Annotated in this window: 14 protein-coding genes; 1 reads left to right on the forward strand and 13 read right to left on the reverse strand. The window is 65.2% G+C overall.

Going from position 1 to position 15751, the window contains the following annotated elements:
• Positions 1-316 precede the first annotated feature (316 nt).
• From PVZ80_RS19725 to moaC, 10 genes are all read right to left on the reverse strand, one after another.
• Complete coding sequence (locus PVZ80_RS19725; protein ID WP_273864436.1) at positions 317-2152, reverse strand: nitric oxide reductase activation protein NorD; 1836 nt, start codon at positions 2150-2152, stop codon at positions 317-319.
• 266 nt (positions 2153-2418) lie between these two features.
• Entirely contained in the window at positions 2419-3846 is a 1428-nt protein-coding gene (locus tag PVZ80_RS19730; RefSeq protein WP_063431496.1) for a cbb3-type cytochrome c oxidase subunit I, read from the reverse strand.
• Between the two features lie 3 nt (positions 3847-3849).
• A complete protein-coding gene (locus PVZ80_RS19735) occupies positions 3850-4290 on the reverse strand; it encodes a c-type cytochrome (protein ID WP_016702476.1) in 441 nt (146 codons plus the stop codon).
• Positions 4291-4388: 98 nt separating this feature from the next.
• Positions 4389-4649 (reverse strand): cytochrome C oxidase subunit IV family protein, encoded by a 261-nt coding sequence (locus tag PVZ80_RS19740; protein WP_016702477.1) that lies wholly within the window; start codon positions 4647-4649, stop codon positions 4389-4391.
• Between the two features lie 10 nt (positions 4650-4659).
• A complete protein-coding gene (locus PVZ80_RS19745) occupies positions 4660-5259 on the reverse strand; it encodes a cytochrome c oxidase subunit 3 (protein WP_273864437.1) in 600 nt (199 codons plus the stop codon).
• Positions 5243-6034, reverse strand: coding sequence for a CbbQ/NirQ/NorQ/GpvN family protein (locus PVZ80_RS19750; protein WP_009049471.1), 792 nt, complete (start codon positions 6032-6034; stop codon positions 5243-5245). The genes PVZ80_RS19745 and PVZ80_RS19750 overlap by 17 nt, the downstream gene beginning before the upstream one ends.
• Before the next feature lie 129 nt (positions 6035-6163).
• Positions 6164-7522, reverse strand: coding sequence for a coproporphyrinogen III oxidase (locus PVZ80_RS19755; RefSeq protein ID WP_273864438.1), 1359 nt, complete (start codon positions 7520-7522; stop codon positions 6164-6166).
• Between the two features lie 92 nt (positions 7523-7614).
• Complete coding sequence (locus tag PVZ80_RS19760; protein WP_009049473.1) at positions 7615-8058, reverse strand: CopD family copper resistance protein; 444 nt, start codon at positions 8056-8058, stop codon at positions 7615-7617.
• Between the two features lie 40 nt (positions 8059-8098).
• Positions 8099-8344: a MoaD/ThiS family protein gene (locus tag PVZ80_RS19765; protein WP_041989346.1), complete on the reverse strand. Its 246-nt coding sequence runs from the start codon at positions 8342-8344 to the stop codon at positions 8099-8101.
• Positions 8341-8826 carry a cyclic pyranopterin monophosphate synthase MoaC gene (gene moaC, locus PVZ80_RS19770; RefSeq protein ID WP_038633169.1) on the reverse strand — a complete coding sequence of 162 codons (486 nt, stop codon included), beginning with the start codon at positions 8824-8826 and terminating at the stop codon, positions 8341-8343. Before moaC ends, PVZ80_RS19765 begins: the two co-directional genes overlap by 4 nt.
• 232 nt (positions 8827-9058) lie before the next feature.
• On the opposite strand from moaC, the gene PVZ80_RS19775 reads away from it, so the two are divergent.
• Positions 9059-10711, forward strand: coding sequence for a hypothetical protein (locus PVZ80_RS19775; RefSeq protein WP_273864439.1), 1653 nt, complete (start codon positions 9059-9061; stop codon positions 10709-10711).
• Between the two features lie 846 nt (positions 10712-11557).
• Here PVZ80_RS19775 and PVZ80_RS19780 read toward each other — a convergent pair.
• The 3 genes from PVZ80_RS19780 to PVZ80_RS19790 form a co-directional block, all read right to left on the reverse strand.
• Complete coding sequence (locus tag PVZ80_RS19780) at positions 11558-14038, reverse strand: TonB-dependent siderophore receptor (protein WP_273864440.1); 2481 nt, start codon at positions 14036-14038, stop codon at positions 11558-11560.
• A 103-nt stretch (positions 14039-14141) separates the two neighbouring features.
• Positions 14142-15101: a FecR domain-containing protein gene (locus tag PVZ80_RS19785; RefSeq protein ID WP_273864441.1), complete on the reverse strand. Its 960-nt coding sequence runs from the start codon at positions 15099-15101 to the stop codon at positions 14142-14144.
• On the reverse strand, positions 15098-15619 hold the full coding sequence (locus PVZ80_RS19790; RefSeq protein ID WP_028682719.1) for a sigma-70 family RNA polymerase sigma factor: 522 nt from the start codon (positions 15617-15619) through the stop codon (positions 15098-15100). Before PVZ80_RS19790 ends, PVZ80_RS19785 begins: the two co-directional genes overlap by 4 nt.
• Positions 15620-15751 lie beyond the last annotated feature (132 nt).

Raw genomic sequence — 15751 nt, forward strand, 5'->3', positions numbered from 1 at the left:
GGCAGCGGCTACAAGACCGCGCATGGCTCTGGTCTCTACGTGTAGCCGCTGTCGAGCGTTAGCGAGGCTGCGATCGAGGTGGGCGGCATTCCGACGCAGTCCTCGCAAAACCTATGCGCGAGATTTACCTGAAATAACGCGTTGCCTGATTGGCATTGCGATGCAGTCCCCGCAAGGCCTGCACACCAGGTTTGCCTGGAACCTTGAACCCTTCCCCCTCGCCTGCCCTCGCCGGCGAAGGTGTCCCAGGCGCGGGCAACAGCCGAGGGTCTCTTCGCTGGCGAGCCAGGCGCCTGCCGTCGAGGGGTGTTGCGCCTCAAGGCTGGGTCAGCTGTCGATACAACTGCGGCAAACGCAGCGGCAGTTGCTCGGGCTGGCGGATCAGGGTGTAGCCATTGGCGCCGAACATGTACGACAGGTAAGCCGCTGCTTCGCGGTCGATGGTGATGCAGAACGGCGTCAGCCCCTGGCGGCGCGCTTCCAGCACCGCCTCGCGGGTGTCCTCGACGCCATAGCGGCCTTCGTAGAGGTCGAGGTCGTTGGGCTTGCCATCGGTCAACAACAGCAACAACTTGCGCTGGCGCTTGCAGCCCGCGAGCAGGCGCGTGGCCTGGCGGATCGCCGCGCCCATGCGGGTATAGAACCCCGGCTTGAGCCCCTGGATCCGCCCGCGGGTGTGGTCGTCGTAACGCTGGTCGAAGGCCTTGAGTTCCTGCATGCGCACCTGCTGGCGACGCAGCGAGGAAAATCCGTACAGGGCAAAGTCGTCACCCAGGCCAGCCAGGGTTTCGCCGAACAGCAGCAAGCTGTCGCGGATCACCTCGATCACCCGGTGCTCGTCGTTGAGGTGGGCGTCGGTGGACATCGAGACATCGGCCAGCAGCAGGCACGCCAGGTCACGCCGGGTCTGGCGCTGCTCCATGAACAGGCCGCGCTCGGCGCAGGCGCCATGGGCGCGCTCGACGTGAAAATCCAGCCAGGCCTGCATGTCCAGCTCCGACCCCTGGGGCTGCTGGCGCAACCACTGGCGGTCGTTGCGCAGCTGCTGGAACTGCCGTCGCAACAGCTGCGCCGACGGCTTCAGGCGCGACGGCAGCGGCTGCGCCTGGCAATCGCGCGGCACCAGCATCTGCAGGTTGACGAAAGCTTCCTGCAGCCGCCCCTTGCGATAGTCCCATTCCGGCAAGTGGATGCCCTCGCCCAGGGGAATGTCATCGACATCCGCCGGCGGCAGGTCGAGGTGCAGCTTGAGGCCACCGCCCTTGCGCAGGCGGGTGCGCGACAGGGTCAGCTCATCCAGGTCGGCGGCGACCCGGGCGGCGTCCGGGTCTTCGCTGTCGTCGGCCCAGCGGTCGAGGTCCACATGCTCGGTCCAGCTGAACAGGTTCTCCAGGCGCACGATCAGCAGGCCGCCGTCGCGACTGCTGTCCTCGACCCGGCTGGCGCGCTTGCGTCCGCCGGCCTGCTCGCCGGCCGTGGTCGCCAGGTCCTCCGGCGAGTTCTCAAGATCGGCGGCCAGCGGGCTGGCCAGGTGCAGCGGTGGGTACAGCCACAACGGCACGGGCCAGGCCGCGCGTTCGCTGCGGGGAAACTCGGCGACACTTCCGGGCTCGCGCAGGGCCTGGCACAAGGCCCGCTCCAGCGCGGCCTCGGGGCGGCTCAGCGAGGCCGGATCGGGGCGCAGTTGCAGATGGGCCTCGACCAGCCGCCGGTAGCGATCCCGCAACGCCGGGTAGCGTTGCAACAGGCGCCGGGTCCAGCGCTGGTTGTCCCGGCCCCAATGGCGCATCGGCCCGGACTGCGCCGCCAGCAGGGCCAGCCAGCGATACAGCTCCTCGTTCAACGCCGCCTCGGGAAACACCGCGAGGCTGGCCGGCAGGCGCAGGTTGTCGGCGTCGCACCAGGCCAGGGGCAGTTGCCGGCAAGTGCCGGCGATCTGCTGCAACAGGCTGCGGCGCAACAGCAGGTCGCGCTCGCTGGCCGCCTCGACGCCGCGACCGTCCCCGCCCATGGCCCGCAACAACAGAGCCAGGGCCCGTTGGCGCGGCGCCAGCTCAACCCGCGCCTCGGGAAAATCCACGCTGGCGCGGCGGGTGATAAAGCGGTGCCAGACACTGCCGACCCACTCTTCCAGTTCCAGGGTGAAGGCCATGGAACCTCCTTTTTTCCAGTACAGAAAAACGGTCCGCTACGTCAGCCGGACCGACCTTTTCCAGCGCTATCCAATCTTCGTAGCCGCTGCCGAGCCCGCGAGGCTGCGATCGAGGTGGGCGGCATTCCGACGCAGTCCTCGCAAAGCCTGTGCACGCGGTTTGCCGGAAAGACCGCATGGCCCGGCTTGCGGCCGCTACGCTGCCGATCGCAGCCTCGCTTCGCTCGACAGCGGCTACAGGGATACGTTTCGCCAGCAGCGGTCGTTCATGAGGACACCACCGGGGCCGGTGCGCGCAAGGCGGCGCGGCCGCGCTGGCGGAAGCTCAGCAGGTAGCACAGCAGCCCGGCGAAGAACCCCAGCCCGCTGACCAGGCGCGCCCAGAACAGCCCGCTCAAATGCTCCACCGTGGCCATGAACGGCATTGCCGTGCCGTCCTCGGCCCAGCGTTGCAGCAGCACCTGGACCACGCCGGCGGCAGTGAGCAACAGGGTGATCATCACCATCGACAGGGTCATCAGCCAGAAACCCCAGACCTCCAGGGTCTGCGAGCGTTCGTCCGCCGCCTCGCCGAGGCCGCGCAGGCGCGGCATGGCGTAACTGATCAGGGTCATGACGATCATCGCGTAGGCGCCGTAGAACGCCAGGTGGCCGTGGGCCGCGGTCAGTTGCGTGCCGTGGGTGTAGTAGTTGACCGGCGCCAGGGTATGCAGGAACCCCCAGACCCCGGCGCCGAAGAACGCGGTCACCGTGGTGCCCTTGGCCCACAGCGTGGCGGCGCGGTTCGGGTGCTGGCGGCGGCGGTTCTTCACCATGCTGAAGGCGAAGATCACCATGGCCAGGAACGGCAGCGGCTCCAGGGCCGAGAAGATCGAGCCGACCCACAGCCAGACTTCGGGCGCGCCGATCCAGAAGAAGTGGTGACCGGTGCCGATGATCCCGCTGATCAGCGCCATGGCGATGATCACGTAGAGCCATTTCTCCACCACTTCGCGGTCCACGCCGGTGATCTTGATCAGCACGAAGGCCAGCATCGCGCCCATGATCAGCTCCCACACGCCTTCCACCCACAGGTGCACCACCCACCACCAGTAGAACTTGTCGCGGGCCAGGTTGGCCGGGTTGTAGAAGGAGAACAGGAAGAACACCGCGAGGCCGATCAGCCCGGTCATCATCACCATGCTGACGGTGGTCTTGCGGCCCTTGAGCAGGGTCATGCCGATGTTGTAGAGAAAGCCCAGGCACACCACCACGATGCCCATCTTGGTGATGGTCGGCTGCTCGAGGAACTCGCGGCCCATGGTCGGCAGCAGCTCGTTGTGGGTCAGCCGCGCCAGGCCCGCGTAGGGCACCAGCAGGTAGCCGAGGATGGTCAGCACGCCGGCGGCGGCGAACACCCAGAACAGCAGCAGCGCCAGTTTCGGGCTGTGCAGTTCACGGTCGGCCTCTTCCGGGATCAGGTAGTAGGCCGCCCCCATGAAGCCGAACAGCAGCCAGACGATCAGCAAGTTGGTGTGGACCATCCGCGCCACGTTGAAGGGAATGATCGGGAACAGGAAATCGCCGATCACGTATTGCAGGCCCATGATCAAACCGAACAGCACCTGGCCGAGGAACAGCATCAGGGCAAACACGAAGTAGGGTTTGGCCACGGCTTGCGAGGCGAATTTCAGGTGTGGATTGGCAAGACGCATCGTTCAGCCCTCCTTGTTTGGCGGCCAGCCATTGGTATTGATCTTCGAGCTCCACTTGAGGAATTCGGCGATGTCGTCGACCTCCTGCTGGCTCAGGTTGAATTGCGGCATGGCCCGGCGTCCGGGCACGCCCAGGGGCTGCATCTTCATCCACGCCTGCAGGAAAGGCTTGAAGCCCTCCTCGCCGCCGCGGCGCTGGAACACGTTGCCCAGCTCCGGCGCGAAGTAGGCGCCCTCGCCCAGCAGCGTGTGGCAGCCGATGCAGTTGTTCTGCTCCCAGACCGTCTTGCCGCGCACCACCGCCGCGCTCAACAGCGCGTCGTTGCTGCGTACGGGAAAGGTCTGCTCCGTGTGATAGGTCAAGGCCAGGAAGATCAGGAAGAAGAACACGCTTCCCCCGAAATAGATGTTCCTGGCCATGCCTTTGGTGAAGGTTTCCGACATGCTCGCTTCCTCTTGGCTTGGCCCGGCCATTCTAGGAAGCGCGGGGGGCAAACCCGCTTGATGGCAATCAAGAAACGCCGATGGTTTTACTCGGGTATTTACAGGCTGAGGATCAGGCCCAGCAGCAAGGCCAGCGCCAACGGCCAGCCGAGCAGCAGCCAGCGCCACAGGCGCGGCCCGTGGCGCAGTTCCATGAAGCCGTCGGCGATCAGCCAGGCCTTGGCCACCGCCAGCAGCAGGATCAGCACCACCACCCCGCGCGGCGCGCCCTGCCCCAGCCAGCTGCCCAGCCATACCGTGCCGACGCTGAGACCGGCCAGGGCGACCCAACAGCTCAGCAAGAACCTGCCAGCGGACATGCGCACCTCGTCAACCCAGGACGTAGACCAGCGGGAACAGCAGCACCCAGACCAGATCGACCATGTGCCAATAGAGCACCCCGGATTCGAAACCCGAAGGGTTGTCGGCGCCATACCGGCCGCGCAGGCAGCGCTGCGCCAGCCAGGCGAAAATCAGCATGCCCAGCAGCACATGGAGGAAATGAAAACCGGTGAGGATCCAGTACAGGGTGAAGAAGGTGTCGTGCTCAAGCCCGAGTCCCAGGCCCAGCAGATGCCGGTACTCGCCGAGCTTGAGCAGCAGGTAGACCGTGGCCACCAGCAAGGCCGCCAGCAGCAACGCCGCGCCCTGGCGTGGCCGCGCCCGGCGCACCCGTTCCTGGGCCAGCGCCGCCAGCAGCCCGGCGCTGAGCAGGCTCAGGGTCATGGCCAGGCCGGTGGAACTGTCGAGCAGTTGGCGGCTTTCGGCGAACAGCTGCGGCTTGAGCTGCTGGGTCACCGCGAACGCAAGAATCAGGATGGCGAACACCGACAGCTCGGCGAGGATGAAAAACCACATCGCCAGATCCCCCGGCAGATGACGCCGAGGGGCCTCGGTGGTTGCAGCAGCGGCTTCAGCCGAAGTGCACATCGACCACGTCCATCAGCGCCGCCACCGTGACAGGGTCGTCGCTCAGGGGCTCGGCCAGGCACGCCAGGCAGGCTTCGCGCGGCGGCATGCCGGCGCCGATCATGCGCGCGGTGAAAATCAGCAGCCGGGTGGACGCCACCTCCTCCAGGTCATGTTGTTCCAGGCGGCGCAGGGCCTGGCCCAGCCCGACGATCTGCCGCGCCAGGGCCGCATCCACCTGCGCCTCGCGTTGGACGATGCGTTCCTCTTCGGCCGGCGGTGGATAGTCGAAGCGCATCGCCACGAAGCGCTGGCGGGTGCTGGGCTTCATGCCCTTGAGCAGGTTCTGGTAACCGGGGTTGTAGGACACCACCAGCATGAAGGACGGCGGCGCCCGCAGCACTTCGCCGGTGCGCTCCAGGAACAGCTCGCGACGGCCGTCGGCCAGGGGGTGCAGGACCACCACCGTGTCCTGCCGCGCCTCGACCACTTCGTCGAGGTAACAGATGCCGCCTTCGCGCACCGCCCGGGTCAGCGGCCCGTCCTGCCACCAGGTGCCCTGGGCGCCGATCAGATGGCGGCCGATCAGGTCGGCGGCGCTGAGGTCGTCGTGGCAGGCCACGGTGTGCAGCGGCAGGTCCAGGCGGTGCGCCATGTGCTGGACAAACCGGGTCTTGCCGCAGCCCGTGGGGCCTTTGATCAGCACCGGCATGCCGTGCCGCCAGGCCTGTTCGAACAGCGCCTGTTCATTGTTCAAGGGTTGATAGAAGGGTTCGCAAGCCGTTCCGAGATCCATGGGCTACCTGATTCACAGCGGGGTTCGGCGACCACGCTAAGGCGCCAGGCAAGGGCGCGGCAAGCGCACCGGCGGGCAAACTTGATCGCCGTCAAGCGCGCCGCGCCTGGCTGCAATCAAGGGGCTAAATCAAAGCCCGGAATCAGGCTCCACGCACGCGCAACCGCAGGCCTGCCCCGGGCTGTTCAAATCCTCCTGGAACAGCTGGCAGATGCTGTCCACCTCCAGCCGGCCGGCGGGCAGGATGCTGATAAAGCGCTCCGAGACTTCCACCAGGCCGTTCCAGCTCAGCTGTTGCAGGCGCAGCCAGGCGGACGCGAAGTACTGGCGGAAGATCAGCCCGTAGCGGCTTTCGATGGCCAGGATATCCAGCTCCAGGTCACACGCCAGGCGCTCCATGACCAGCTGCCGGACCTGGTCGCCGGCCTCGCAACGCCAGCCGCGACAGGTCGCCAGTTGGCCCAGGTCCAGCTGTTGCAGATAGTCGCCGAGCACTTCGCTGTTCTGCGTGTACAGCTCGTCGAACTGGCTGATGGCCCCCAGGCCGAAGCCCACATGGTCGCAATAACCGTGGCAGGTAAAACCCTGGCAGTTGCGGCGCAGCCGGCCGCGCTCCTGGGCCATCATCAGGTCGTCGTCGGGCCGCACGAACTGGCCCAGGCCGATGTACTGGTAACCCGCCGCCAGCAGGTGCTCGAAGCAGATCCGCCGCATCGCCTCCTTGGCCTCCTGGCTGCAGGCCGCTGCGGGGCGGTCCTGGCTCTGGCGCCGGTAGCGCAACGGCGGCTGGGCGTAGTCGAACACCTGCAGGCGGTCGGGCTCCAGCTCGATCAGGGTGCTGAGCTTCAAGGCGAGGCTCGAAGGGGTCTGCCAGGCATGGCCATACCCCAGGTCGACATTCACCGAGCGATAACCGAAGGTCCGCGCCGCATCGATCAGCGAATGAATGGGCGCCGGGTTCTGGTAGCAGGCCACCGACAGCTGGCTGTCGCTACCGATATCCGGCACGCCGATGCTGACCTGATTGAACCCCTGGTCACGCAGCAGGCCCATGGTCGCCCAGTCGGTGTGGTGCAGGTCGACGTCGATGCTGTAGTCGCCGCAATCGTGTTCGAGGAAGTGAAAGCGCTGGCGCAGGTGTGTCATCAAGCGTTGCAGATGCGCTGCGTCCGGGGTACCGCCGCCCAGGTGAAACTGCTCGATGCGCTGCTCCGGCCCCAGGTGGCAGCCCACCAGGTCGATCTCGCGCTCCAGCCGCCGCAGGTAGCTTTCGCCAGCGTCGGCCGATATGCCCGCCAGGCGCGGCGCAAACTGCACGTTGAGGGACAGCGGCCGGCGCTTCTGCCGGCTGTTGCGCAACGCCCGCAGCAGGTCCAGGGAACCGATGCCGCCGTGAAAGCGGCGGGTGTCGGCATGGCAGTTGGGATCGAGCACGCCTTGATCGCGTCGAACGAGCGGCTCGCTGCGGTGCGGCAGTAGATCAGGCATGACAGGGCTCCATGGCTGGCGGTGGAGGGCCAGTGTCCGGCGTTAATGCCCAGGGCTCCTTGACTTGCATCAAGCGTGGGGTCGGCGCCGGCCTACCAGTTCAGGTAGAACATGGCCTTGGCCAGCAGCACGATCAGCAGCATATGGCCGAACAGGCTGTGATGGATAAAGCGCGAATAGCGGGCATTCATGCGCCCGCTCCTGAACAGCAGCATGGCCACCAGGAAATGCCCGAGCACGCTGGCGGCCAGCAGGATCTTCAGCATCAGCAAGGTGCCGAACGATGACGCCAAGGGCGCCGCCAGCACCGGCAGATAACGCACCCAGACCATGCCCAGCCCGGCGCCGAACAGCGCCAGCAGCACCCAGGGCATCAGCTGGCGGGCACGGCCGGCAATGCCCTGTTCGAGCAGCACCATGAGCTTGGCCGGCAGTTGCTTGCGGATGTGTTCCAGGAACAGCACTTCGAAAAACACCGTGCCGATAAACACCAGCGCGGCGAGCAGATGCAGGCTGAGCAGCAGCGGATAGATCATGAGGCCTCCGAATCGGGGTTGCGCGGCCTGGGCCAGCGCCTCAGCCGCCGGTCACCGTGGGAAAGAACGCCACCTCGTCGCCGTCGTCCAGCGCCTCGTCGAGCCCGCACAGGTCCTGGTTGCGGGCACACATCAGGCTCGGCTCGTCCAGCACTCGCCAGATGCCGCAGCGGCTCGCCAGGTGCCGACGCAAATGCTCGAGGCAGGCGAAATCGCCTTCGACCACCTCGCTGGCGCAGCCCAGGGTTTCCCGGTAGCGGGAGAAATACTGCACCTGCAGCTTCATGCCGAGGGCGCCTGGTAATCGCCACTCTTGCCCCCGGACTTGCGCAGCAGCCGTATCGACTCGATATGCATGCCACGGTCCACCGCCTTGCACATGTCGTACAGCGTCAGGGCGGCGACGCTGGCGGCGGTCAGCGCCTCCATCTCGACCCCGGTCTGCCCCGCCAGTTTGCAGCGCGACACGATGCGCACGCGATGCTCGTCCTCGAGGCTCAACTCGACCACCACACTGCTCAGCAGCAACGGATGACAGAGCGGGATCAGCTCGCTGGTGCGCTTGGCCGCCTGGATACCGGCGATGCGCGCCACCGCGAACACATCGCCCTTGGGATGGCCACCGCCGACGATCAACCGCGCGGTCTCGGCACGCATATGCACCCAGGCCTCGGCCACCGCCTCGCGAAAGGTCACGTGTTTGTCGGTGACATCGACCATGCGCGCACGGCCGAGGGAATCGAGGTGGGTCAGTACCGCGTCGTTCATGGACAGGAGCCTTAGTCATGGCAGCGAAAAGCGCGACGGGATCGCCCCGGCCTCGCACACCGTTGGATGGCAACGAGACTACTGCGCCAGCCCGCGGACGCGGTTGACGTCAATCAAGAAAGCCGGCATTGCCAAGACCCACCGCCAAGACTGACGTGATGATTTCCCGCGCGCGCGGGCTGCGGGTAGCATGCGCAGGCAACGCCAGCTCACCATCACTCAGGGAATAGCAATGACCAGCATCATGGACCCCACCTTGCGCGGAACCGGCAGGATTACCGGCGCGTTCTTCCACCCGGCGGGGGATATCGCCGCCGTGGTCTCGGAGTTTGCGTTGCTGGTCAATCCGCCCGCGCGGGCGGCTTATGGCGGCACCGGGTTGCGTTATCGGCTCGGCCTGTACCGGCGTGGCGAGCCGGTGCCGTTCGCCATCTTCGACGAACTGTGCCTGCCGATCAACGACCTGGGTTTCCACCCCACCCTGCCCCGCATCGTTATCGGTGCCGGCCGCTATGACGGCGGCTACCAGTTCGAAGGCGAGCTGGCCGTGTGGGACTGGCAGACCGGCCAGAGCCGCCGCCCTTTTGCCGATATTCCCGAAGTCGTGCGCTGCCGCTACGACGCCAGCGGCGAGCGGGTCGAAGCCTGGGTGCGGCCATGGAACGAAGAGTGGGACGGGCTGGACGACAGCGACTGGTCGGCGATCCTCGACACGCTGTTTCTGGTGCAGATCGACGACAGTGAAGCAGCGTGGACAGCCCGAACCTCAGAGGTGCTGGAACTGGACCCGACCGCGACCGTCACTGCCGCGGGCCTTCCGGCAGATGACCAGAGCCCAGCGGCCGTGCGCCTGGCCCAATGGCTGGGCGTGCCCGAGCTGGAATGCCGAAGCGCCATCCGCGATATCGCCTGGCTCGGTCCGGACCGGATAGGCGTCACCCATGACGATTGCCTGCTGGATATCTACAGCACGGACGGCACCCGGCTCGCCCACCATACGGGTCCTGGCTACGGCGTCGAAATCCTGCGCGGGGCCGGCGTGCAGGTGCACGGGGTGCAGGTGCAGGACGGGCGCGAGGTCTATAAACGGGATTCGTGTTTGTATGCGCTGACGGATAACGGCCTGGAGCTGGTGCAGACCTACGACGACGAATACACCTTTTGCGCATCCACCGACGGCCACCTCCTGGGACGTCGCAATCGTCTGCGATCGCCCAATTCGAAGGCAGGCGATGTGCTGCTCGATCCGTCCGACAATAGCGTCCAACCTATGGATGCCGGCCACTACGATTGCTTCAACCACTACATCGGCATCAGCGGCGCACCTCATCTGTTCGCGTTGCAGGGCACGCCGGCCAGCTCCCATGAACACAAGTACCTGTGCACCATCCAGCCCGACGGTACCCTGCAAAGACTCTGGCCGCTGCTCAAGCAGGACGGCACCCGGGCCAGCCACGCCATGGAATGCCGGGGCGCTTATGTGGCGGATGCCCTGGGCGCGGGCGTGGTGATCGCCGGCCAGCACTACAACCCTTCGGTCTGCGAGCCGTACCAGGGTTTCATCTATCGCCGGCACCTGGAGCGCGGCCAGGAACTGTGGCGGCACCCCACGCCGGCATCGCCCAGCGCGATCACTCACCTACCCGAGGCGGGCCTGGTGGCGGCGGCTTTCCTCGATGGGAGCCTGATGCTGATCGAGGCCCGGACCGGCCAACTGCGACTGAACGCCAAGGCGCGGATCGATGGCTTGCCGACCATCATCCACGCCATGGACGCCCACGCCGGGCAACTGGCGCTGGGTACCGTGGATGGCCGGATTACGGTGAAGCCGGTCGCTGATCTGCTGGGCGCTGGCGACGCCCGGGGATGGGTAGAGATCGGCTGAGTCACGCCGCTCTCCAGGCCTGCACGCCCAGGTAAAAAACCGATTCGCTGGGCGCAGCAGGCCGAGGTTTTCAGATCAGGACAGTGCTTATTCGCAGTGTCGAAAGAGCTCGCCCAAGGTGAATTGCGGCCACTGCGTAATCCAGAAATCATTTATTCGCATGCGCTTACTTTTGTGAAAACCACACTTTGACTTTTCGTTTAACCGGGAGCGCAAACAGATGAATAAATATGCAAGCAAAAGCAATCCACCCAATAAATGGATGCTCTGAAATTATCTCGGGCCGACGCCCCAAGAACAGAAAGTCATTATTCTGAAGAATATCCATGTAAGGCACGACAAAAAGGCCATTGAACACCAAACAGAAATAAAACCTGGCGTAATTCAAATCGCTGCCAGAGAGGCGCACCTTCAGAAAGTAGGCAACACTAATGCCACAAGCGGCCAAAACAGGAAAAACCCACAAGATCATTTTCCGGACTCTCGGTACACCTGCTTTCCTGTCTGGAAGTCGGTATATATTTCAAAACCCATCGCGCCCGGCCCCATGTTTTTATAAGCGCTCACATAGTCTGCTCTAACGTATCTAAACAAGCGCCAGGCATGTAACCGTGATTAGCCATGCGTGACCCTCCTTTTAGTCAGCTGGCCATCCTATTGAAAGAAGTTACAGGCGTGTTGTAGGGAATTTCCGAAATTTGTGCAGTCCCCAAGTTGCCCATCGGCGATGTGCTGCTGGATGCTCCGTGAAGCCTGGCGACGCCCGGGGATGGGTGGAGATCGGCTGAGTCAGCCACACACAAAAACGCCACTCCCGGGAGTGGCGTTTTTTATTGGCTGACCGGTTCAGAACTGCGCCTTGAGGGTCATGGTGAAGTTGCGTGGGTCGCCGTAGTAGTTGCCGAAGCTTTCGGTGCCGATGGTGGTGTAGTAGCGCTTGTCGAACAGGTTGTTGCCGTTGAGCGCCAGCGACCAGGTGTCGTCGATGCGGTAGCCGATGCGGCCGTTCCATACCGCGTAGCCGGCCTGGGTGATTTTTTCGCCATTGGCCTGCGAGACCCGGAAGTTGTCGCTTTGCGCGTTGACCCCGGCGCCGATGTTGAAGCGCTCGAACGCGCCGTCGAGGGCGTAGTCGCCCCACAGGCGCAGCACATGGCGCGGCACGTAGCTGTTGAAGGCGGCGCCGTTGAGGCCGCTGTCGATGTCGTCGAGGGTCTTGGTCTGGGTGTAGGTGTAGCCGGCCAGCAGTTGCAGGCGCTCGATGACTTCGCCGCTGATCTCGGCTTCGAAGCCCTGGGCGCGGAGCTTGCTGGAGTTCAGGTAGCAGTAGCCGTCCGATGACGCGCAGCTGGAGTTGTAGTCGGTCTGCGCCTGGTCCTTCTGCACGGTCTGGAACAGGTTGAAGGAGCTGTTCAGGCGTCCTTCGAACCATTCGCCCTTGATCCCCAGCTCATAGCTTTCCCCCACCAGCGGCTTGAGCGCCGAGCCGCTTTGCGAGCGGTAGTTGCCCTGGGGCGTGAAGATTTCCGCGTAGCTGGCATAGGCAGTCAGGTTGTCGTTGAGGTCCAGCAACAGGCCGGCAAAGGGCGTGACCTGGCCGGTCTCGGTGCTCCTGGCGTGCTCCGAGGTGCCCGAGCTGAGGAACACCGAGTCGCTTTTCGAGCGGTACCAGCTGACCCGGCCGCCGACGACAAAGGTCAGGGGCTCCGCCAGCTTGAGGCGCAGGGTCGAATACAGGCCACGCTGTTCGGTGACGGTCTTCACCGGGCCACCGCGGGTCGAGTTCTCGATGAAGTAACTGTCGTCCGGTTTCGGGATATGCCGGTCCGGGTTGAACACGTTCTGCCGCTGCGGCAGGAAGGCCACCGAGAAGAAATCGTCCTTGTCCGCACGGCTGCCGTTGACCCCCACCACCAGCTCATGCTGCAGGCCGAACGCGTTGAACTTGCCGTCCAGGTAGGCATCGAGGCCGTAATAGACCTGGTCGTAGTCGTACATGCTGCCGAGCATGCCGGTGGTGTCGATGCCGGGCGTCACCGCGCCGGAAGCGAAGGCATATTTGATGTCCTGGGTGTTCTTGGTATAGACGCCGGCGACCTTCAGCGCCCAGTCGTCGTTGAGCTGGTGCTTGAGGTCGCCGAACACCGTGGTGCGCTTGCTGCGCCAGGTGTTCCAGGACGGGTCGAGGCAGGTCGAGCGGCCGAGTTTCAGGTCGCTGCCGTCCTTGTAGCGCGGCAGGCCGCCCCAGCACGGGTTGGCGTCGACGTCTTCATAGGCGATGCCCAGGCCGAGGGTGGTGTCGGGGCTCAGGTCGAAGTCGAGCGCGCCGTAATACACCTGGTCCTTGCGACTGGCGTCGTCGATGAAGTAATGCCGGCTCTGCTCGGCCACCACCGCGCGGCCACGCAGGGTGCCGGACTCGTTGAGCGGACCGCCGGTGTCGACCTGCCCGCGGTAGTTGTCCCAGCTGCCGCCGGACAGCGTGACCTCGGTCTGCGGGGTGCCCTGGCCACGCTTGCGCACGAAGTTCACCCCGCCGGCGGTGCCGCCCGCGCCCTTCATCATCCCCGCCGCGCCGCGGAGGATTTCCACCCGGTCGTAATAGGCCATGTCGCCGCTGAAGCTGTCGGCCTGGACATACTGGTTGCCCATGTCCAGCGGCACGCCGTCGTACTGATACTGGCCCGACATGCGAAAGCCGCGGGAGTAGAAATACTTGCCGCCCATGGTCGAGTCGTAGACGGTGATGCCCGGGGTCTTTTCCATAACCTGGTCGATGCTGTGCAGGTTCTGGTCGTCGAGCATCTTGCGGGTCATCACCGTCACCGATTGCGGAGTTTCCCGCAGCGAGTGCTCGCCCTTGCCGATGGTCACCGCCCCGGTGGTGTAGGAGCCGCTGCCCTCGGTGGTCGCGCCCAGCAGCTTGCCGTTGATGTTGGTGGCGCCCAGTTCCAGTGCCGAGCCAAGCACCGGCACCGCGCGCAGCACATAGCTGCCGTTGGCCTGGGGCTCGGCGCGCAGGCCACTGCCGCGCAGAATCCGCGCGAAACCTTCGTCGACCCCGAACTGGCCCTTGAGCCCGGGCGATTGCCGGCCCTGGGTCTGGCGCGCATCAAAGGAAATCGCCGCCCCGGCGGCGCTGGAGAAACGGGTCAGCACATCCACCAGGCTGCCGGCGCCGATGTCATAGGCGCGGACCTGGCTCTGCTGCGCCGCGGCCCCTGCGGCCGGGTCGGCATTCGCCGAGCAGGCGCTGGCCATGCTGGTTGCCAACAACGCGACTTTCACTGCATTCGCCAGACGACCTGGCGCGTTCACCCGAGACATGCTCCCTCCCCCAAAACGGTCAATGACAACTCACTGAGGGATGAGCCGAACGGTGCGGCCGAAAAGTGCAGGCGCCGGAAATTTTTTTATCCAAGGGCGATTGTCAGCGCGAATCGGCCCGGGCGACCTGGACCCAGAAACGGCTGTAGCGGGTCACGCGCAGGGCAAACCCGCTCTCCAGCGCCGCCAGCGCGAGGTCGGTGTCATCGATGGGAAAGACCCCGGAGACCTTCAGGTCGCCGATGGCCGGGTCCCAACGCAGCACGCCGGGACGATAGCGCGACAGGTCGTTGAGCAGCACAGCCAAGGGACGGTCGATGGCGATGATGCTGCCCTGCTGCCAGGCGCCCACCGAGACATCGTTGCCGCGTTGCATGCCCAGGCTGCGCTCGTTGAACGCCACCCGCTTGCCGGCCTCGACGCGCATCGCCGTACCGCTGCCCGGCACACTGACCTCCACCGCCTTTTCCAGCACCGCCACCTCGCCACCGCCGGGCTGGCTGCGCACGATAAAACGCGTGCCCAGCGCCAGCACCTCGGCATGGCGGGTGACCACCTTGAACGGTCGCTGCAAGGGGTCAGGCGCAGTGTTCACCAGGATCTCGCCCCACAGCAACTCCAGCACCCGCTGGCGCCCATCGAAGCGCAGGTTGACCGAAGTATCGGTGTTGAGCAGCAGGCGGCTGCCATCCGCCAGGCGGAACTCGCGGCGCTCGCCGACCCGGGTGCGGTAGTCGCACATCAGGTTCTGCGCGGCCTGGCTGCGCCAGCCCAGCCAGCCCAGGGTGCCGGCGGAGGTCAGCAGCAAGGCGCTGCGCAGCACCTGGCGCCGGGAACTGTGGCCGGCCTTGCTCAAGGTCGGTGCCGCCAGGGCGCCCGGCACGCTGGCCATCTGCTCGGCCACTGCGGCCATGCGTTGCCAGGCCTGGCGATTCACTGGATCGGCCGCCAGCCAGCTGTCCCAGGCGGCGCGATCGGCGTCGGTCGCGGTGCCGGAATGCAAGCGGGCATACCAGCGCGCCGCGACACCGATGGCCTTCGCTTCCTCGGCAGGCAGGCTCATGCGAGTTGCAACTGGATCTGCATCAGGCAGCAATGCTCCATGGCCTTGGCCATGTGGTTGTTCACCGTGCGCACGCTGACACCCAGCTGCTCGGCGATTTGCGGATAGGTCAGGCCATTGAATTGCGACAGGATAAAGGTCTGCTTAACCCGCGGCCCCAGCCCTTGCAGCAGGCGGTCGATTTCCATCAGCGCCTGGAACAGGATTGCCTGTTCCTCCGGCGATGGCTGCAAGGCTTCGGGCATCGCGGCCAGCACGTCAAGGTAGGCCTGCTCCAGAGAACGCCGACGAAACAGATCGATCAGCAGCCCCTTGGCAATCATCGACAGGTACGAACGCGGCTCGCGGATATCCAGCGCGGAGCGGGCCTTGATCACCCGGACGAAGGTGTCCTGGGTCAGGTCCGCGGCATCGAAGGCATTGCCCAGGCGCTTGCGCAGCCAGCCCTGGAGCCAACCGTGGTGGTCACAATACAGATCGTTGACAGCACTGCGTAAGGACAGGTCGTTGGCGGGCATGACGATGGAATAATTCGCGACTGATAATGACTCGCATTGTCATCCGCATCATCGCGGGTTGCAACACATTCTGCAGAAGCCTGGCGCAGCCGCAATGGCTGCGCCGCAGACGGTATTTCTCCCCAGGCTTGC

It is taken from the genome of Pseudomonas sp. B3G-3, from assembly GCF_028640915.1.
In the GTDB taxonomy this organism is placed as follows: domain Bacteria; phylum Pseudomonadota; class Gammaproteobacteria; order Pseudomonadales; family Pseudomonadaceae; genus Aquipseudomonas; species Aquipseudomonas chlororaphis_I.

Bases quoted from the DNA above. Each gene is read 5' to 3' on its own strand.
- PVZ80_RS19790 (WP_028682719.1), bottom strand. From the start codon at position 15,619: ATGCCCGCCAACGACCTGTCCTTACGCAGTGCTGTCAACGATCTGTAT.
- PVZ80_RS19785 (WP_273864441.1), bottom strand. From the start codon at position 15,101: ATGAGCCTGCCTGCCGAGGAAGCGAAGGCCATCGGTGTCGCGGCGCGC.
- PVZ80_RS19730 (WP_063431496.1), bottom strand. From the start codon at position 3,846: ATGCGTCTTGCCAATCCACACCTGAAATTCGCCTCGCAAGCCGTGGCC.
- PVZ80_RS19755 (WP_273864438.1), bottom strand. From the start codon at position 7,522: ATGCCTGATCTACTGCCGCACCGCAGCGAGCCGCTCGTTCGACGCGAT.
- PVZ80_RS19780 (WP_273864440.1), bottom strand. From the start codon at position 14,038: ATGTCTCGGGTGAACGCGCCAGGTCGTCTGGCGAATGCAGTGAAAGTC.
- PVZ80_RS19765 (WP_041989346.1), bottom strand. From the start codon at position 8,344: ATGAAGCTGCAGGTGCAGTATTTCTCCCGCTACCGGGAAACCCTGGGC.
- PVZ80_RS19735 (WP_016702476.1), bottom strand. From the start codon at position 4,290: ATGTCGGAAACCTTCACCAAAGGCATGGCCAGGAACATCTATTTCGGG.
- PVZ80_RS19775 (WP_273864439.1), top strand. From the start codon at position 9,059: ATGACCAGCATCATGGACCCCACCTTGCGCGGAACCGGCAGGATTACC.
- PVZ80_RS19760 (WP_009049473.1), bottom strand. From the start codon at position 8,058: ATGATCTATCCGCTGCTGCTCAGCCTGCATCTGCTCGCCGCGCTGGTG.
- PVZ80_RS19740 (WP_016702477.1), bottom strand. From the start codon at position 4,649: ATGTCCGCTGGCAGGTTCTTGCTGAGCTGTTGGGTCGCCCTGGCCGGT.
- moaC (WP_038633169.1), bottom strand. From the start codon at position 8,826: ATGAACGACGCGGTACTGACCCACCTCGATTCCCTCGGCCGTGCGCGC.
- PVZ80_RS19725 (WP_273864436.1), bottom strand. From the start codon at position 2,152: ATGGCCTTCACCCTGGAACTGGAAGAGTGGGTCGGCAGTGTCTGGCAC.
- PVZ80_RS19745 (WP_273864437.1), bottom strand. From the start codon at position 5,259: ATGTGCACTTCGGCTGAAGCCGCTGCTGCAACCACCGAGGCCCCTCGG.
- PVZ80_RS19750 (WP_009049471.1), bottom strand. From the start codon at position 6,034: ATGGATCTCGGAACGGCTTGCGAACCCTTCTATCAACCCTTGAACAAT.